The following is a 17,433-nucleotide window of genomic DNA, read 5'->3' as shown; positions in this document are numbered from 1 at the left end:
CTCATCTTAGCAAAACCTCTCGATATTTGCGGTTGCAAAGGTAATACTTACTTTCTTAACTAACAAAATTTATTTTGATAAATTTTAAAGTTTTTATTTCAATAAGTCAATTCTTACTTTCACTCTCAAACTCCTTTCGGAATCGGATGGCAAAGGTAATACTTATTTCCAAACTCGCAAATTTATTTTTAAATAAATTTTAGCGATATATAAGTTCCTATGTCAACTACAATACTACTCGTCTTTCGTATTGAGGTTGCAAATATACGTACCCTTTTTCCGCTTTTCCAAACATACTTTACATTTATTTTACATTCTTTCCTTAAGTCACTGGTACAATGGAAAATATTTTTTGAAATGTTTAGATATGAGAACTGAGATATTAGATTTTTGACGAGAAAAGCTCTTTTTATAGCACAAAATTATAACGAGATAGATTTCTCGACAAGCTCGAAAGGACAGGAAAATTAAACTTGTTAATTACTCAAGAATACCTTTTAAACTCATAAAATGATTAGACGTTTTGCTTTTCTTTTGTTCAAGAAAAGCAAAATGGATACTTTTGAAGGAACTATTCGGGAGGAATTGTCTCAAAGCGAAAATGGTTTATTCAAAAAAATAAATAAATTTTTAATTTTGTTTAACATGTAAAATAGATTTACATTCATACTATATATAATATGCGCGATGATTTCGAAAGAAAAAGAATATTTTGAGATAATAAATAACATTTACCTAAAAGTAATTGAAGAAGAGAATTTGGGAGAAACAGCTAACTATATACCTGAATTATCTAAAATAGACGGTGAGAAATTTGGAGTTTCTTTATTGTTTACGGATCAACTTCAGTTTGGATTTGGTGATTGTGAAGAAAAATTCTCGATTCAAAGTATTTCAAAAGTGTTGCTTTTGGCTTTAGTTTATAGAGAAATTGGCGAGAAAATTTGGGAGAGAGTTGATTTAGAACCTTCGGGAACGCCTTTTAATTCATTGTTGCAATTAGAAACTGACAAAGGAATTCCTAGAAATCCATTTATTAATTCGGGCGCTTTAGTGGTTTGCGACATCTTAATTGATATTTGCGATAATCCGAAAGCATATTTTTTAAATTTTATCAAAAAGGTTTCTGGTAATTATTCTATTCAATATTCTGATAAAATTGCAAAAAGTGAGTTTTCTACCGCTTATCGTAATACAGCTTTGACAAATTTTATAAAATCGTTGGGCAACATTCATAATTCTCCAGAAGATGTTCTGGATTTGTATGTTTATATCTGCTCGATTGAAATGTCGTGTATGGAGTTGAGTAAAACTTTTTCTTTTTTGGCTAATAAAGGAAAAAACTTATTTGATGATTATCAAGTTTTAAACATTAGTCAAACAAAACGAATCAACGCTATTATGCAAACTTGCGGTTTCTATGATGAATCTGGTGAATTTGCTTTTCGTGTTGGATTACCTGGAAAAAGTGGTGTTGGCGGAGGAATTGTTGCAATTATGCCCAAATATTACATTGTTTCAGTTTGGAGTCCTAAATTAAACTTAAAAGGAAACTCCTACCGAGGAATGAAATTTCTGGAAGAATTTACAACCGCAACAGAGGATTCTATTTTTTAGAATTGATAATCTCCATCACTTTATTCACCGTTTCTTCTAAATTCATGTTCGAATTATCAACTTCTATTGCATCATCTGCTTTACGAAGTGGTGAATATTCGCGATGAGAATCGATATAATCTCTTTCGTTCACATTTTTTAGAACCTCATCTAATGGAATATTTTTCCCTTGTTGTTGATATTCTAAAAAGCGACGTTGCGCACGAACTTCTGGTGAAGCTGTAACAAAAATTTTGATATCTGCATTTGGAAAAACTGTTGTCCCAATATCGCGACCATCCATCACAATACCTCCTTTTTCTCCCATTTGCTGTTGAAGCGCTACACAATAATCGCGAACAGCAGGAATCTCAGAAATTGGACTAACCATTTTAGAAACTTCCATCGTACGAATATCAGCTTCTACATTTTCACCATTCAAAAAGGTAAGATTCTTTTGAGTTATAAGATCTTGTTTAAATTCTATCTTAATGTCAGATAAATTGATTATTAATGCTTGCTCATCAATTTTATTATCGACAATATACTGATGTTGAAATGCATACAAAGTCACAGCGCGATACATTGCGCCACTGTCAATATGTGTATAACCAAGATTTCTTGCAATAATTTTTGACATCGAACTTTTTCCTGTAGAAGAATATCCGTCGATTGCAATAATTAAATTTTCTTTCATCTATATAGAATTGAAGACAAAGATAAGATTTTATAGTTGTTTGAAAAGTTTTTATAACCAAGGATTACTTCTCCAATAATCTCGACCTTGAATAATTCGGTCTAAATTGAGAATCAAACCAAAGTGATTAGAACCTCCAGATTTGTGGTAATTCGCATGACTAAACTCGAATCGAAAAGCATTTATACGGATTCCAAAACCATACGTTAAACCAGATAAAGAGCGAATTCCTTCGGCTGCTAATTCATTTCCACGTTTGAAATTATAACCTAAACGCATATTAAAATCTGATTCTGGAAATAATTCTGCTCCAACCGAAAGGTGATCAATCATTTTTCTTCCAGCAGAAACTTCTTGTCCGTTTTTATTATAAGGTTGGGAAATATCAAACTTCTGTAAATCGTGCAAAGAAAACGTAAATTCTAACGGAACATGTTCTAATCGATGAGAAATTCCCAAATTAACTTGCGTTGGCATGTCTTCTTTTTTGCCATTATACGTTTGAATTTGTTGACCGATATTGCGCACAACCAACGAAACATTGATATTTTTATCGAAATCGTGGTACGAAAGACCTATATCTCCAGCAATTGCCGAGGATTTATATGATTCTATTGTAGAATTAATGTATTTTAAATTTGCTCCTACTGTCCAATAATCGCCCAAAACACGTGCATAACCAACTGTAATTGCGGCATCATTTGCTTTGAAATTCCCTGTCACATTTCCATTTTCGTCAGTTCCAATTAATTTTCCGTAATCAACATATTGACCATGAACAGAAACAAAATTTTCTTGATCGATTTCATAAACCGTCGAAAATGTTCCGAAATCTACATCCGCAATATAATTGACGTAATTGATTCCAAATTGACCATGCATTTCTCGGTTCATCAAGGCCGGATTCCATAAAGCAGAATTGGGGTCAGCATCCCAAGAAGTTGCTGCATTTCCTCCCAAAGCCGCTTGACGTGGAGAAGTTGTAATGTTCAAAAACTCGTAAACACGCGTTCCATCTTGCGCAAAAATCGAAGTCGATAGCGCGATAAACAATAATGTACTTAGCTTTTTAAACATTTAGCAAAAATAAAGATTTTGTAGAATAACGAAAACAGAATGATTTTGGTATATGCAAAACAAAATTTTAGGCTTTCTGAAAAAAAGCTTAACTTCAATTTACCTAAAAAACACTTTATGGAATTTTTAATTGCCATTATTATATTCGTATTGATTGTTATTTTGTTTAATAAAGTTTCGAAACTAAAAAAACAAATTGATTATCAAGAAACTAAGCTAAAGCATTTGCAAGAGCAATTGGATGCAAAAGAAATTAAAACTGAATCAAAACCAATTATTGAGCAACCTAAAATAGTTGAAGAGAAAAAAATTGAACCTCAACCAGAAGTTGTTTCCTATCATAAAATCGAAACGCCAAAACGTATTTTTGACGAAATTCCACCAAGACAAACAACTGAAAGCAGTTTTGATAAAAATCTCAACAATGCAATTGCATTTATCAAAGACAATTTCTTGACGATTTTCGGAATTGTAACCTTAGTTCTGGGAATTGCTTATTTCGTAAAATATGCAATTGATCAAAATTGGATCAACGAAACTTTCCGAGTAATGATTGGAATTGGAGTTGGTTTAGGAATTATTGGAATTGCTCATTTTATTCGGAAAAATTTTGAAATCTTTTCTTCCATCTTAATCGGTGGCGGATTAACCGTTTTATATTTCACCTTAACCATCGCCTTCCGAGAATATCATTTACTTTCTCAGAATACCACTTTTGGATTATTAACAATTGTAACGATTTTCTCTATCGTGATGGCAATGTTATATAATCGACAAGTTTTAGCCATTTTTTCGATTATTGGTGGTTTTACCGCTCCATTGATGATTAGTACAGGCGAAAGCAATTTTGTATTTCTGTTTGGTTATTTAACGATTCTAAACTTGAGTATGCTGTACATGGCTTGGCGAAAAGATTGGCAAGTTATTTCGTTTATCGCATTTGGCTTTACCTTTATATATAGTATCGCTTGGATCGACAATTCTAAAACCTCAACGCAATATCTTTTCTTTGGCTTGCTTTACGTTATTTTCACTATTACAAGTTTAATTAACTACATCAAAAAAGGAGAATTTTCGGTTTGGAATTGCCTTTTACTAATTTTCAATACCATTTTATCAACCATCTTAATTTCTTCGGTTTATTATTTTATTGTTGGAAATAACAATGGTTTAATAGCATTCTTATTTGGATTAGCAAACGCTTTCGGTGCATTTTACATCTACAAAACATCTAAAAATAATTTATTACAAAATACCTTAATCGGTTTGAGCATTACGCTTATCACAACTGCAATTGCATTACAATTTAAAGCAAATGTCGTTTCGATTTGTTTCGCGATTGAATCAACCTTGTTACTGTTTCTTTGGAAAAAAAGTAAAGAAAACATTTTAAAAATCTTTTTCATCGCCATGTTTCCATTTTTATTGATTGCTTTATGCGTCAATTGGTTTGATTATATTGATACTAAAAAACATTTAGTGGTAATTTTCAATCACGTTTTCATTACAAGTTTTATTGCATTAATTTGTTCTGTTGTCAATATTTATTTGATGAAAGATTTCGAAACCGAAGAACAATTTTTAGGTTTCAAGCTCAATCATTCCAAATTTATTTTCATCTCAATATCTCTTTTATTGATGTACACAGGAATTTTATTCGAATTAATTAACCAAATCGAACCGTATTTCAACTTTATGATGATTATAAGTTATGTATTGATTTATACATTATTCTTTATTGCTTTTATTTTAACGCTACGCGAAAAACTAAATTTAGGAAATACCTTGCAACTTGTTTTACAAATTTCAGCAACTTTCTGCATTGTATTTTTACCAATGATTGCCGAAATTCCATTATTACTAAACAAAACAAATTATAACATCGGTAGTTATTTTCTTTATTTGAGTTATCTCATTCCGACAGCTTACATTATTTATTTTGTTGTAAAAAGTAGCGATTTCCAAAGCTCCAAAGCAAAACAAATCATCAGTATGCTTGTCTTAGTTTATGTGATTAGTTTCGAGAAATACAATGGTTTTATGTTGATAACACTTGACGAAAACTCTTCTAATTTCTCACATCAAGCCGATATTTTCCGAATGATATTATTACCAATTATTTGGGCAGTTTTAGGATTTGTATTGATTTATTTCGGATTAAGAAAGCAACTGAAAGGTTTTCCTATTGTTGGAATTATATTATTTGGATTGATTATTCTAAAATTATATTTCGTGGATGTTTGGGAAATGAGCAATATTTTCAGAATAATATCTTTTATTGTTTTAGGAATTTTAATCTTATTAACTTCTTTTATGTATCAAAAACTAAAAAATTTGATGGTTAATTTGATGGAAAAACCGAGCGAAAACAAAGAAGCTGAACAGTAATGTTCAACTTCTTTGTTAATTATTTCTTCTCAATGCTTCAGCAATGACACGCATATCATCCGAAGAAGGTAACTCGAAAATTTCTAAATGGAAATATGGAACAACCGCAATAATATGATCGAAAATATCAGCCATAATCACTTCATATTCGTTCCAAACCGTTGTATTTGTAAACATAAATAACTCAATTGGCAAACCGTGTTCGGTTGGTTGAAGTTGTCGAACCTCGAACATCAAATCTGTTCTAATTTTTGGACTATTATAGGTATATGTCTTGATATATTGTCGAAAAAGACCAATATTTGTCATTCGTCTTCCATTCGCCAAAATCGTTGGATCAACTTTATTCGATACATTATATTGATTGATTTCATTCGTTCTATCCACAATAAAATCGTGTAACATGCGGATTTTTTTTAATTCTTCAATTTCTTCTTCTGTCAAAAATCGAATCGAATTCATTTTAATATTTATCGAACGTTTAATGCGGCGTCCACCAGCATTTTGCATACCGCGATAATTACGAAACGAATCTGAAACCAAGGCATACGTCGGAATTGTTGTAATTGTTTTATCAAAATTCTGAACTTTTACCGTTCCTAAATTAATCTCGGTAACATTTCCGTCTGCGCCATATTTTGTCATTTCAATCCAATCTCCAACGCGCACCATATCATTCATCGAAACCTGAATACTCGCCACAAAACCTAATATTGAATCTTTAAAAACCAACATCAAAACCGCCGAAGCCGCTCCCAAAGAAACCAAAAATGTAATAGGCGATTTTCCTGTCGCAATCGAAAAAATTAGAATTCCGCAAACAAAGAAAACTAAAATATTCATCACTTGCAGATAACTATCAATTGGTTTATCCGAAAAAGATTTATTACCTCGAAGAAAATCCCTGAACGTTTTAAAAATTGCATTAAACAACAATCCAACAGCAATTACCAATGCAATATCTGTAATTTGCATCGCAATTTTGATCCAATTAGGAAATCCTTTGAAGATAAGTGGGATCGCTTCTTTGGCGACAATTACAGGAACAATATGTGTTGCGAATTGTAAAACCCTGTTCTTGATTAATAAATCGTCAATCTTTGTTTTACTTTTTGCAATAAAGTTTGTTAAAACAAGTAATAGCACTTTTCGCAATAAAAAATCGATCGCATACAATATAATAACTAACAAAATTGATAGAACAATTGTTGTCATTATTGTGGTAGAATAACTCGAAAGTCCCAATTTGGCAATCATTTCGAGCATTGAGCGATACACATCGCTTTGAATATTTTCGTCTAAAAGTTCCATCTGAATAAAAACTAATACAACAAAAATAAGTTTATCCTTTTCATAATTTACAACAACTGATAAATTACATTGAAATTTGTTGGTTTCTTAATTTATCTTGGTTCAAAACAATGAAAAGATTATATTTGTTAGATTAATCTAACTTAATTATTAAAATTAATGTTTTCAAATCCGTTAATATTTGCTTTTAGTTTAACCTTTCTTGCCGGAATTAGCACTGGAATAGGAAGTATTTTATGTTTATTATACAAAAAATTCAATCCAAAATTCTTAGGCGTAATGTTGGGAATTTCTGCTGGTGTAATGCTTTATGTCTCTTTTGTAGAAATTTTAACAAAAGCTAAATTATCATTATCAAGTGTTTTTGGAGAAAAATTAGGTTACACTTATACATTATTGGGATTTTTTGCAGGAATTTTAATCATTATTTTAATCGATAAAATATTGCCTCATCATCATTGCGATGAAAATAAAACAGAGACAAACGATCAGAAATTATTGCGTTTGGGTTTGTTTTCTGCTTTAGCTTTATCAATTCATAATTTCCCTGAAGGATTAGCAACTTTTTTGTCAGCATTAGAAAATCCAACTTACGGAATTTCTATAGCTTCAGCTATTGCTATTCATAATATTCCAGAAGGAATCGCCGTTGCTATACCAATCTATTACGCTACAAAGAATAGAAAAAAAGCATTTCTATATTCCTTTTTATCAGGATTAACAGAACCTATTGGCGCATTAATTGGCTATTTTGTATTGTTACAATTTTTTGATGAATCAATTTTCGGAGCAATCTTCGCAAGTGTCGCAGGTATGATGGTTTATATTTCGATTAATGAATTAATTCCGACCGCAAACGAATACGCTGGAAAAAAATTATCAACTTACGGAATTGTAATCGGAATGTTTGTAATGGCTGTTAGTCTTTTACTTTTTATGTAAAAACAAAAAAACTTCCCAATGAGAGAAGTTTTTGTATGAATTAATATTTAAAATTTTAAGTTGCCTGAGGTAATTCTCTCGTTAACCAACCACTTCTTCCTGCTGTTACAATGGCATAAGGCGTAATCCAAAAAAGCGTGAACATATAGAAAATACTGTAAACGTATGCTAATAAAGCTTCTTTAAAATTGTATTTTTTTGCATAAAAAATCATCTGAATACTTGAAAAAACTAAAACGCCAGACAATGTACTTGTGATGAATAAAATTGGATGTGTTGCGACAAAAAAGATTAAAATTAAAAATAATGGAATTGCCATGATTAATTTTATCCATTGCATCATCAGAATTATACGAGTTCCTACTGTAGAACCTTCTCTAAAGTTGGTGAAAGCAAATTTTGTCATCATAATATTCTCACGAACATTACTTCTCTCCCAACGAATAAACATTTTGTATAAATTCTTATAACGCTCTGGAGTATTGGTATAAACCATTGCATTTTTCTGAAAATAGACATGTTTACCTTGTTTCAAAATCATATTTGTCAAAGCTCTATCCTCCCCGATTGTACTTGGTTGCCCTAAAAAAGATTGATTTATCCATTCTTCCAAACAATTATGTACAACATCTTTTCTGTAAGCTGCTAAAGCTCCAGGTGTACAAAACACAGAACCTAACACACTTTGAGCAGATCGCACAAACTCGAAACTAAATGTAAAACTAACACTCAACATTTTTGGAATCAAACCTTTTTCTTTATTCAATACACGAACATTGCCAGCGACAGCACCACAATTTTCATTCACTACAAAAGGGCTTAACAAGTTTCTAAGCGTAGATTCATCTACAATAGAATCACTATCAACCGTCACAAAAACTTCCCCTTTTCCAATTTTGAATCCTTTATATAATGCATGACGTTTTCCCATATTTTTTGGCTGTTGAAAAAGTGTAACGCGATCTCCTAATACTTTCTTCGCTTCAAGAAGCCATTTCCATGTATCATCTTTACTCCCATCGTCAACGGCTAAGATCTGTAATTTTTCGGATGGATAATTACTATCAGCTAAACTTAACAAAGTATCATATACTAATTTTCCTTCATTATACGCCGGAACAATAATGGTACAAGTTGGTAAATCTACATCAGCAACATTTTTGACCGGTTTATATTTTATGAATAAATAGCCTAAATAAAAAAGAAAAGAAGTTTTAAGAATAAGAAGTGCCAATCCAAGGCTATAAATAATAACACCCCACCAGGTAGATAATTTAGTGCTATGCCATTGTAGAAATTCACTTTTATAAATAAACAAAAAAAGAATAGAAGTTAGCATAATCACAAAAGTTGTAGCAATTACTAGATAATCTTTCTTTGTAAGACAGTTTTTAGAAATTCTCTCTATGAATTTATTTCTTAAAGACTTTTTTTCATGTTCATCCGATCGAATAACCTTTAACACTGTTTTAGGCTCCGTGGTGGATAACAAAATCGTGTTTGCCAGATTTTTTTTTGAATCTATATTAGTCATCTGAGTAATTTTAAGTTTTAATTAAAAAGTGAATAAAATGACAACTACTATGCCACCTAACGTTAATATAAAACTCAAGAAGTTAAATCTTTATTAAAAATAAAACACTTATAAACGACTGATTATTAATAAAATTTCAATATGTATTATACTTAAAAATTAGGCGTATAGTACGTTACATTTTAATCTGATTTCTTAATAAAAACAAAAAAACTTCCCGAAAAGAGAAGTAATTTTGAGAAATGATATAAATTAACACATGAGGATTTTGTTACTGCAAATGTATGCAGCAAATTAAATTCAAAGCTTAACAGAATATCAATAGATTGTTAAGCGAAGATTAAATAAAAAGATGATGAAAAATATACTTTTACTTTTTTGCTTTACTATTATTTATAGTTGTTCCTCATCTTCAGATTTTCATAATATAAATGATCACATTGAAGATGGAAAATATTGCGCAAATGTCAAGGTTAAAACGAATAAGTCAACAAAGACATATCGAGTAACTATAACAACGAAAAATAATTATCTGCATAAAATTGATTGGCCAAATGGTGGTTGGCTGGATAATACGCATTACAAACTTCCTGAATTTTATGAAAACGAAGTTACTTTTATAGATGATAGAGCCCGAAAATTTGAAGTAAAAATTATACAAAAAGGAGAATGTAAATAAAAAAAGCTCGAAACTAATGTTTCGAGCTTTTGCTTAGTACTCGGAGTGGGAATCGAACCCACACTCTCACCCATTAATCTAAGTATTTCGACAAACATTCTAAAAACTTAAAAAATTCACGATTAATAGACACTTTCAAAGGTTTTAAACCTTCTTTACAAATATAATAAAGTACAATGAAATACAATAATATTTAAAAACGGTTGTCAAACGGTTGTCAAAAATAGTAAAATGACATATATTTGAATTGTTCAATTTTAATATTAAAGGTATGGCTACGTTAAAATTTGTTTTGCTAAATAAAACAGACAACGCACAGATATATTTAAGGTTTTCAGTAAACCGACAAATCAACTTAAGAAGAAAAGTAGGTTTATCAATAAATGCGAAAGACTGGAGTACTACAACCAATCTACCTAAACCAAATAACGAAACGAATAAACTTTTAAAAAACAAACTCGAAAAACTTTCATTATTTGTTAACGATCAATTCAATGAAGATAGCACAAAGGGTACTGTAATAAATAACAACTGGCTAACCTCTGTTATTGATAAATGTTTTAATAGAGTTGAGAAAACGGATCTCTCAATATTCGCAAACTATATTCAGCACATTATAGACAATGCAGCAACAAGAGAACAGCGTAACGGTAAAATTGGAATATCAGTAGGTACTGTAAAAAATTACAGAATGTTTAAAAACATTATTACTGAATATGAAAAGACAATTAAAAAGACAATTCTATTTAGTGATTTAGAAAAGTCATTTACAGATCGTTTTAAAATATGGTTATTGAATGAAAAGAAATACACTATAAATTATACTGGAAAACAATTCGAGCACATCAAAAGTGTATGCGTATCAGCGTCAAAAGACAATATAACAGTTACTAATAATTCAATTACTTTAAAAGGATTTAGACAGAACGACAAAGAGAGATATATTCATACCTTATCATTTGATGATTTAGATAAAATTTACAAGACTGAAATGCCGACACCTCATCTGAAAGAGGTAAAAAAATGGTTGTTAATTGGTTGTTACATTGGTCAACGTGGAGGCGATTTATTAAACCTAACATCAAACAATATTAGATTAAAAGATAATGCAGTATATATCGATTTAGTTCAACAGAAAACAGAAAAGTTTGTTACTATTCCAGTACTAAAAGATTATGTAATAGATATTGTATTAAATGATTTTCCTAAAAAAATATCTTTAAATAAAATCAATACTCATATTCAAAAAGTTTGTGAATTAGCCGAAATAGATGAGGTTGTAAAAGGTTACATAAGTGATGAGAACAATAGAAAAAAACTTCTCACATCTTTGCCGAAACATAAATTCATTACTTCTCATTCTTTTAGAAGATCCTTTGCAACAAATTTTTATAGAAAAATGCCTACACCAGTTTTAATTGGTATTACTGGACATAGCGAAGAAAAAATGTTTTTAAAGTATATTAATCAAAAAGCAGATAAAGATGCGAATGCAGATGCCTTTGCTATGTATTACGCTCAAATGATGAAAAAGGAAGAGCCAGTATTAAGAGTTATTAAATCGAATAATCAATAGTATTGCTACACCCTTGTAAACTTTACAACACACCCGTAAACAAAAACAGAAATTTCACTCAAAAAACACGTTTTTTTATTAGAATTACTTTTTTTAATAAAACCTCAAACATACATTTGAGTAATAAATATTAAAAAAGGGTAACAAATTAGAAAATTCATCACCCCAAAAACAAATAATTATGTCGACTGTCGCCAAACAAAAACGACATAATTAAAGTAAAATTAACTATATGTTCATTAATTGCAAAACATTTGATTGTGTTTGTGAATATTTTAGGTTTTGAATTCTTCTAATTAGTTACTCATAATTATTCAAAATTATGAGTGCAGAAACTAAGAAAAACAATTTAAGCACGATTGGTGCAGAGTCATTCGAACAGCTAAAAACTACTTTAATAGCTGAGATTATCCCCCATTTAGAAAACATTAAACCTAATAACGATTTAGGCTTATTAACACGTGATGATGTATTGAATATTTTTAAAATCAATAAATCAACTTTAATTAGATGGCAAAGAGAAAAAACACTTCCTTTTATTAAGATTGGAGGGCGTGTATATTTTAAACGCGCTGAAATAGAAACAATGTTAAATATTAAATCTAATTAATATGAAACAAGAGTTTTTTATTTTGACAAAAGAACAATTGCAAGAAGAAATTCAAAACGGATTAAAGGCGCAATTAGCTGATTTTGCAAAGAACTTTCAACCGAAAGAACCTAATCAATATATGACAAGGTCGGAGGTTATCGATATGCTACAAATAACATACGGGACATTAAATAACTGGTGTAAGAATGGTAAGCTAAAACCATTGGGAATAGGCGGGCGTATTTACTTCCTACGTGCTGAGGTCGAGCAAAGTTTAAAACCAATAACGCTTTGATTTATAAACAAAAAAAAGAGGCTCGATAAAACGCGCCTCAATTGTTCAATTTAAAATATTGCAGGAATGCAAATATTTTAATCAAAGTTAATGATTATGGTTGACTTATTAAAACTAAGAACCTCGAATCATCAAATAATCAATAGTTTATTATTACACCCCGATTTTTTAGAATGTAAACCGATCAACAATTATTATACATCACTCAGGCAAATAGAAGGTTTTAAAATTGGCTTACATTTTAGAAAAACAATCGAGAAAGGTTTTAAAATCGGGTACGGCTATGTAGATATTTTAGTGAGTCCACATTATCACAAAAATAACTATTTACATAACGGAGATGATTTTACGCCTTTGGAATGCATTAAATCTATCAATGAAATATTAGATTATTTACAGATTAAAGAAATAAATCGAAATGATTTACAAGTAGTAAACATTGAGTTTGGTTTAAATATTATTCCTAACTCAGATGCTCGATTGATCTTTGATGGTTTGTTCCTTTATAAGCGTTCAAAGTTCAGTATTAAGTATGAAGATATTGAGACGTTTAAATTATCCGAAGCAACTAAATACAAAGAGATCAAAGCTTATTTGAAAGGAATACAATTTTTAAACTTTCCCTCTTATAATATTGATCTAAATACTATTCGATTTGAAGTTAGAAGCAAAAAAAGAGAATTTATAAAAACGTTAGGAATTTACACCGTTTGCGATTTGATGGAAATTAAGACATACGAGAATCTATTTAAAGAATTATTAACCGAATGGGACTTAGTGTTGTTAGTTAACCAGCAATATGATAAAACTCAAATTAAAGCAAAGGATTTAGCATTTTTAGAAGATTGTAATATTCTTGAATATTGGATTGATTTAATAGCTTCAAAACATCGAAATACATTTCTAAAAACTAAAATTAAATACTATAAAATCTTAACAGCAAAAAACAACTTGCACACCGAAATTAAGGCTAAAATAATCGACAAAATCGACATTTTTTTTAGTGTGCAAATTGTCCACAGAAAACCCGCATAAAAAGGGGATTTTAAAAAAAGTTCCATTGATAAAGGGACAATATGCACACCAAACCATTAAAAAAAAGAAAAAAAGTAGTGTTAAAAATGAGAAGATAGAAGATAATAAAATACACCCGAAAAAATATGTTTTAATGACAAAATAAAGAACAATCAAAATCAACCAATTTTAAATAAAAATAATCATGGAAAAAAATACAACAGAAAGATTTGAATTAATTAAAATCAATCAATCAGAAAACGGGAATAAAACAGTATTAGCAAGCGAGCTGTACAATCTTCTACAACCAAAGACAAAGTTTATAGATTGGATTAAAAGAATGCTAAACTATGGATTTGTTGAAAATGTAGATTATTCGATAATTGCCAGTGATAATATTTTGCTTCTCAAAAATGAGAAGCAAACAAGAACAGAATCTTTGCACGTCAAAAAAGACGAGCAAACACAACGAACAAAAGTTAGAAAAAGTTCAAGAGGTGGTCACAATATGAAAGATTATCTTCTAACAATTGAAAGCGCTAAATCTATTGCAATGGTTCAGCGTTCCGAAATGGGCAAACGTATTCGTAATTACTTTATCGAAGTAGAAAAGCATTATCAAGAGATTGCAACACCTAAGCAAATCGCAGAATTAAACAATCGCCTTAAATCGGTAGAAGAAAAGCAAATTAATTTTATCAATGATTGGTCGGTAGATAGATTTTTGAGAGCAAACGGAGTATTTAAAAAGCATACAATAATCGAAAGGCAACAGCTTGGTAAATTATGCACAAAGGAATATAAAAAAATAACTGGTAATCCACCAAAGAAAGTACAGCACCCCTCTTATGTAAACGGTCAAAACGTTTATCCTTATGAGTTGATCAGCAAAGTGTATTCGTCAAAATTCTAAACTAACACTATGACAAAGCAAGAAATCAAACAATACATTTCAGAATTAAACGAAACCGAGAAACTGGACTTATACAATTCAATTGCGTGTCGTTTTGGTTCGGCTGATGACATAATCTTTATTCACGATTCAAAATTTTACGAAACCCAGTTTTTAAATTCATTAGATGCCGAACAATCAAAAGTCGATAACACGATTAACGAGTCGGATAAATACGTCAAGATGTTGGAGTACAAAAAACTTGAAACATCAAACGACATTCTGGAGTTAATGGAGGTTGAAATCCTAATCAATTTAATTTTTGATAATCTGGATGAGGTTGTCGAAATGGGATTAATTGAAAATAAGACGATTTAACGAACTTAAATTATAAATCTATATAAATATACCAAACTATGAGTGAAAGTTTAAAAAGTGTCGATACGCGAAGTTTAAAACGAAAGTTTGAAGGCAAAGGAGAAATGAAAGATTTTACATTTACTCAAATTGCAAGAAATGATTTTGCGGTAATTTATGAGAAAGTTTATAAAAACCATATCAAGAAAACTTATGAAGTGTTTGAAATAAAAATCAATTCGAGATTTAATTTAGAATCCTATCCAACATCTAAGGCGTTCGGGATTTGGGCGTGGGATATTGAAACACTTGAAAAGGCAGTTATTAAGTTTCAAGAAATATCTAAGAAAGTAAAAGAGAGAAAAGGGAACGAGGCGAGCAATACGCATGCGCGCGCGAGGGAAAAGTAAAACAATACGCCCGCGGGCGTGTAGGCGTTATATAGGTCGATAAAAAACCCTACTATGATGTAGGATTTTTTATTAAATCTTGATCGTTCCAATTGGAATATATGAACCGTCTTTAAAAATATAAAGTGTTTCTTGCTCTCCAGGTTCTTTAGTTGAATTAAATAACTCTTTGATGTCAACATCTAAAACCTCAGCAATTTTTAATAGATTTTCTGGTTTAGGAAATGTACTTCCTTTAACGATATTTGATATTGTCATTTCAGAAACGTCAATTTTTTCAGCAAGTTCTTTACCGGTTAATCCTTTTTCTTTTAGAACTTCTTTTATTCTTAATATACTCATAAACCTTATTTACTTGTAAAAGTAACAAATATAAACGTTACATATATAATAATCGAATAAATATACTTAAAAGTTTGTTTATATAAATCTAATACATATATTTGCAGTCGAAAAATATATGTATCAATTATACTTTAATAAAAAAAACACATGAATACATCAACAAAAACAGATTGGGAAGTGATTCAAGATATGGATCAATACGAGAAAAACTTATTCATTGATAAGATTATTAGTTTGTTTACTAATAATCATATGTTAGAACATACTAGAGGAGGTTTTGCAGAGTTATTTAGTGTTTACATTCAAAGTCCAGAGTTTAAAAGATTGGACGACGATAGAAAAACAGATTTCCTGCAAGTTCAATTCGAGATTTACGATATGTTTAATTTCATTGAATATACTTCAATGAATTACAGCATCGGTAAATATTCTAAACCTTAACTAATACAAATCTTATGGCTCAAAGTAAAATATCAGATGATGAAATCTTAAACGAAATGAATAGCGAGATTAGAAATGATTTTATTCATCATTCATTTCATTTATTTAATTCAATGGATTTAATTGATCGTGCTAATGGAAACATTGTTGAAGTGTTAAACGTCTTTATTCTTAGCGATAACTTTAAGAATATGAATAATTCAGAGCAGACTACTTTTTTATATGCTCAACATGATTTAATAAACTTACTCAAATTGTTTGATGAGTTTCAGTTTAAAAATAAATTATTTGAATATAATTATCTCAACAACAAGTAATATTTTCGGATAAAACAACAAACCTCATCTAACAGATGAGGTTTTGTTTATTTTACTAATAATTCAGTTGAATTCTTAAGTATATCTTCACACTCAAAAGTTAATTCAAGTGATTTTAATAAACATACCAGCTGTTCAAATTTTTTAAAATTATTAAATTCTAAATTTTCTAAAAGTGTCTTTTTGTTATCATCTTTTTCAAGTTCGATTTCTTTTTTGTCAACTTTTGGTAATGTAATTTCAAAAAAACAATGTTCTTTATTTATTCCTACAAAAAATGTATTATTTCTAATCGGAAAGTGATCTAAAACAATATAAGGAGCATTCTTTTTTAAGAATAATTGAAAGTTTTCATACTTAATACCATTGTGAGTTAAATTATAATCTTTAACAATTAAGGGGCCTAAACCTAAATTGCTAATAACAAATTTGTATGAATAATTATTATAGTCAATTTTACGAGTAGATATACCTAATGGTTTAATAGAGTCGATTTTGTTTTGTTTATTTCGTTTATCATCTAAATGATTAATTGAGTATGCAACTTTAATTAAAAAATAAAGGTTTGCAGCACTAAAAATCAAAGTACCATAACCACCTATAAAACTTCCAAATTCAGACCAGTTTGTGGACTTAAAAGAAAAACCATTTTCACCAAAGTTTAAAAGATAAAATATAATCGGAATTGAAATAAATATTATAATCCAAGTTGAATATATGTTTAATTTTTTTTTATGTTTCTTTTTCATTTAAGGGTATTTGTATTTATTCAAATGTAAACAAATTAACAAAACAATACCTCATCTTTTTGATGAGGTATTTATTATTATAGTGGAACAATTTCCTTAATTACTTTAGTCCATAGGCGCGCACGTACGCGTATTTTTATAGTTCGTTAATTTTACATTTGGCAAAAATTGGCATATTTTGGCGCTAAATTTATACTACAATATAGTACAGTAATAAGAAT

General features: G+C 29.8%; 19 protein-coding genes. 13 read left to right on the top strand and 6 right to left on the bottom strand.

Annotated features, from left to right (window positions below; translation table 11 throughout):
• The first annotated feature begins 687 nt into the window (after positions 1–687).
• Complete coding sequence (locus B3578_RS00990; RefSeq protein ID WP_291046393.1) at positions 688–1,617, top strand: glutaminase; 930 nt, start codon at positions 688–690, stop codon at positions 1,615–1,617.
• On the opposite strand, the gene cmk is transcribed toward B3578_RS00990, so the two are convergent.
• Together cmk and porQ are read right to left on the bottom strand one after the other, a co-directional pair.
• Positions 1,607–2,293 (bottom strand): (d)CMP kinase, encoded by a 687-nt coding sequence (cmk, locus tag B3578_RS00985; protein WP_125350732.1) that lies wholly within the window; start codon positions 2,291–2,293, stop codon positions 1,607–1,609. The two genes, B3578_RS00990 and cmk, sit on opposite strands and share 11 nt — an antisense overlap.
• A 51-nt stretch (positions 2,294–2,344) precedes the next feature.
• Positions 2,345–3,370 (bottom strand): type IX secretion system protein PorQ, encoded by a 1,026-nt coding sequence (porQ, locus tag B3578_RS00980; protein WP_291046386.1) that lies wholly within the window; start codon positions 3,368–3,370, stop codon positions 2,345–2,347.
• Positions 3,371–3,487: 117 nt separating this feature from the next.
• On the opposite strand from porQ, the gene B3578_RS00975 reads away from it, so the two are divergent.
• The gene (locus tag B3578_RS00975) at positions 3,488–5,758 is read left to right on the top strand and encodes a DUF2339 domain-containing protein (protein WP_291046383.1); all 2,271 of its coding nucleotides are present in this window, start codon (positions 3,488–3,490) and stop codon (positions 5,756–5,758) included.
• Positions 5,759–5,773: 15 nt separating this feature from the next.
• Here B3578_RS00975 and B3578_RS00970 read toward each other — a convergent pair whose 3' ends face one another.
• Entirely contained in the window at positions 5,774–7,069 is a 1,296-nt protein-coding gene (locus B3578_RS00970; protein ID WP_291046380.1) for a mechanosensitive ion channel family protein, read from the bottom strand.
• A 159-nt stretch (positions 7,070–7,228) separates the two neighbouring features.
• Here B3578_RS00970 and zupT point away from each other — a divergent pair, with 159 nt between their 5' ends.
• Complete coding sequence (gene zupT, locus B3578_RS00965) at positions 7,229–8,011, top strand: zinc transporter ZupT (protein ID WP_221856744.1); 783 nt, start codon at positions 7,229–7,231, stop codon at positions 8,009–8,011.
• Between the two features lie 55 nt (positions 8,012–8,066).
• Here the strand turns inward: zupT and B3578_RS00960 are convergent, their stop codons facing one another.
• A complete protein-coding gene (locus tag B3578_RS00960; protein WP_286496152.1) occupies positions 8,067–9,545 on the bottom strand; it encodes a glycosyltransferase in 1,479 nt (492 codons plus the stop codon).
• Between the two features lie 355 nt (positions 9,546–9,900).
• On the opposite strand from B3578_RS00960, the gene B3578_RS00955 reads away from it, so the two are divergent.
• From B3578_RS00955 to B3578_RS00920, 8 genes are all read left to right on the top strand, one after another.
• Positions 9,901–10,224, top strand: a complete 324-nt coding sequence (locus B3578_RS00955; RefSeq protein ID WP_219034235.1) for a hypothetical protein — start codon at positions 9,901–9,903, stop codon at positions 10,222–10,224.
• A 271-nt stretch (positions 10,225–10,495) separates the two neighbouring features.
• The gene (locus tag B3578_RS00950; RefSeq protein WP_291046374.1) at positions 10,496–11,800 is read left to right on the top strand and encodes a tyrosine-type recombinase/integrase; all 1,305 of its coding nucleotides are present in this window, start codon (positions 10,496–10,498) and stop codon (positions 11,798–11,800) included.
• Positions 11,801–12,122: 322 nt separating this feature from the next.
• Positions 12,123–12,410, top strand: a complete 288-nt coding sequence (locus B3578_RS00945; RefSeq protein WP_291046371.1) for a helix-turn-helix domain-containing protein — start codon at positions 12,123–12,125, stop codon at positions 12,408–12,410.
• Position 12,411: 1 nt separating this feature from the next.
• A complete protein-coding gene (locus B3578_RS00940) occupies positions 12,412–12,687 on the top strand; it encodes a helix-turn-helix domain-containing protein (protein WP_291046368.1) in 276 nt (91 codons plus the stop codon).
• A gap of 96 nt (positions 12,688–12,783) precedes the next feature.
• Positions 12,784–13,722, top strand: coding sequence for a hypothetical protein (locus tag B3578_RS00935; protein ID WP_291046366.1), 939 nt, complete (start codon positions 12,784–12,786; stop codon positions 13,720–13,722).
• Between the two features lie 184 nt (positions 13,723–13,906).
• Positions 13,907–14,614 (top strand): antA/AntB antirepressor family protein, encoded by a 708-nt coding sequence (locus tag B3578_RS00930; RefSeq protein ID WP_291046364.1) that lies wholly within the window; start codon positions 13,907–13,909, stop codon positions 14,612–14,614.
• 9 nt (positions 14,615–14,623) lie between these two features.
• Positions 14,624–14,971 (top strand): hypothetical protein, encoded by a 348-nt coding sequence (locus B3578_RS00925; protein WP_291046361.1) that lies wholly within the window; start codon positions 14,624–14,626, stop codon positions 14,969–14,971.
• A gap of 38 nt (positions 14,972–15,009) precedes the next feature.
• On the top strand, positions 15,010–15,360 hold the full coding sequence (locus B3578_RS00920; protein WP_291046360.1) for a hypothetical protein: 351 nt from the start codon (positions 15,010–15,012) through the stop codon (positions 15,358–15,360).
• A gap of 72 nt (positions 15,361–15,432) precedes the next feature.
• Here B3578_RS00920 and B3578_RS00915 read toward each other — a convergent pair whose 3' ends face one another.
• Positions 15,433–15,702 (bottom strand): helix-turn-helix domain-containing protein, encoded by a 270-nt coding sequence (locus B3578_RS00915; RefSeq protein WP_291046358.1) that lies wholly within the window; start codon positions 15,700–15,702, stop codon positions 15,433–15,435.
• 150 nt (positions 15,703–15,852) lie between these two features.
• Here B3578_RS00915 and B3578_RS00910 point away from each other — a divergent pair, with 150 nt between their 5' ends.
• On the top strand, positions 15,853–16,146 hold the full coding sequence (locus B3578_RS00910; RefSeq protein ID WP_291046356.1) for a hypothetical protein: 294 nt from the start codon (positions 15,853–15,855) through the stop codon (positions 16,144–16,146).
• A gap of 14 nt (positions 16,147–16,160) precedes the next feature.
• Complete coding sequence (locus B3578_RS00905; RefSeq protein WP_291046354.1) at positions 16,161–16,463, top strand: hypothetical protein; 303 nt, start codon at positions 16,161–16,163, stop codon at positions 16,461–16,463.
• A 47-nt stretch (positions 16,464–16,510) separates the two neighbouring features.
• Here B3578_RS00905 and B3578_RS00900 read toward each other — a convergent pair whose 3' ends face one another.
• Positions 16,511–17,212, bottom strand: a complete 702-nt coding sequence (locus tag B3578_RS00900) for a hypothetical protein (RefSeq protein WP_291046352.1) — start codon at positions 17,210–17,212, stop codon at positions 16,511–16,513.
• Positions 17,213–17,433 lie beyond the last annotated feature (221 nt).

It is taken from the genome of Empedobacter sp. UBA1574, assembly GCF_002322895.1.
GTDB lineage: Bacteria > Bacteroidota > Bacteroidia > Flavobacteriales > Weeksellaceae > Empedobacter > Empedobacter falsenii_B.
Note: the sequence above shows the minus strand (reverse complement) of the source record. Positions and strands in the feature narration are given on the sequence as shown.

Bases quoted from the DNA above. Each gene is read 5' to 3' on its own strand.
- B3578_RS00990 (WP_291046393.1), top strand. From the start codon at position 688: ATGATTTCGAAAGAAAAAGAATATTTTGAGATAATAAATAACATTTAC.
- cmk (WP_125350732.1), bottom strand. From the start codon at position 2,293: ATGAAAGAAAATTTAATTATTGCAATCGACGGATATTCTTCTACAGGA.
- porQ (WP_291046386.1), bottom strand. From the start codon at position 3,370: ATGTTTAAAAAGCTAAGTACATTATTGTTTATCGCGCTATCGACTTCG.
- B3578_RS00975 (WP_291046383.1), top strand. From the start codon at position 3,488: ATGGAATTTTTAATTGCCATTATTATATTCGTATTGATTGTTATTTTG.
- B3578_RS00970 (WP_291046380.1), bottom strand. From the start codon at position 7,069: ATGGAACTTTTAGACGAAAATATTCAAAGCGATGTGTATCGCTCAATG.
- zupT (WP_221856744.1), top strand. From the start codon at position 7,229: ATGTTTTCAAATCCGTTAATATTTGCTTTTAGTTTAACCTTTCTTGCC.
- B3578_RS00960 (WP_286496152.1), bottom strand. From the start codon at position 9,545: ATGACTAATATAGATTCAAAAAAAAATCTGGCAAACACGATTTTGTTA.
- B3578_RS00955 (WP_219034235.1), top strand. From the start codon at position 9,901: ATGAAAAATATACTTTTACTTTTTTGCTTTACTATTATTTATAGTTGT.
- B3578_RS00950 (WP_291046374.1), top strand. From the start codon at position 10,496: ATGGCTACGTTAAAATTTGTTTTGCTAAATAAAACAGACAACGCACAG.
- B3578_RS00945 (WP_291046371.1), top strand. From the start codon at position 12,123: ATGAGTGCAGAAACTAAGAAAAACAATTTAAGCACGATTGGTGCAGAG.
- B3578_RS00940 (WP_291046368.1), top strand. From the start codon at position 12,412: ATGAAACAAGAGTTTTTTATTTTGACAAAAGAACAATTGCAAGAAGAA.
- B3578_RS00935 (WP_291046366.1), top strand. From the start codon at position 12,784: ATGGTTGACTTATTAAAACTAAGAACCTCGAATCATCAAATAATCAAT.
- B3578_RS00930 (WP_291046364.1), top strand. From the start codon at position 13,907: ATGGAAAAAAATACAACAGAAAGATTTGAATTAATTAAAATCAATCAA.
- B3578_RS00925 (WP_291046361.1), top strand. From the start codon at position 14,624: ATGACAAAGCAAGAAATCAAACAATACATTTCAGAATTAAACGAAACC.
- B3578_RS00920 (WP_291046360.1), top strand. From the start codon at position 15,010: ATGAGTGAAAGTTTAAAAAGTGTCGATACGCGAAGTTTAAAACGAAAG.
- B3578_RS00915 (WP_291046358.1), bottom strand. From the start codon at position 15,702: ATGAGTATATTAAGAATAAAAGAAGTTCTAAAAGAAAAAGGATTAACC.
- B3578_RS00910 (WP_291046356.1), top strand. From the start codon at position 15,853: ATGAATACATCAACAAAAACAGATTGGGAAGTGATTCAAGATATGGAT.
- B3578_RS00905 (WP_291046354.1), top strand. From the start codon at position 16,161: ATGGCTCAAAGTAAAATATCAGATGATGAAATCTTAAACGAAATGAAT.
- B3578_RS00900 (WP_291046352.1), bottom strand. From the start codon at position 17,212: ATGAAAAAGAAACATAAAAAAAAATTAAACATATATTCAACTTGGATT.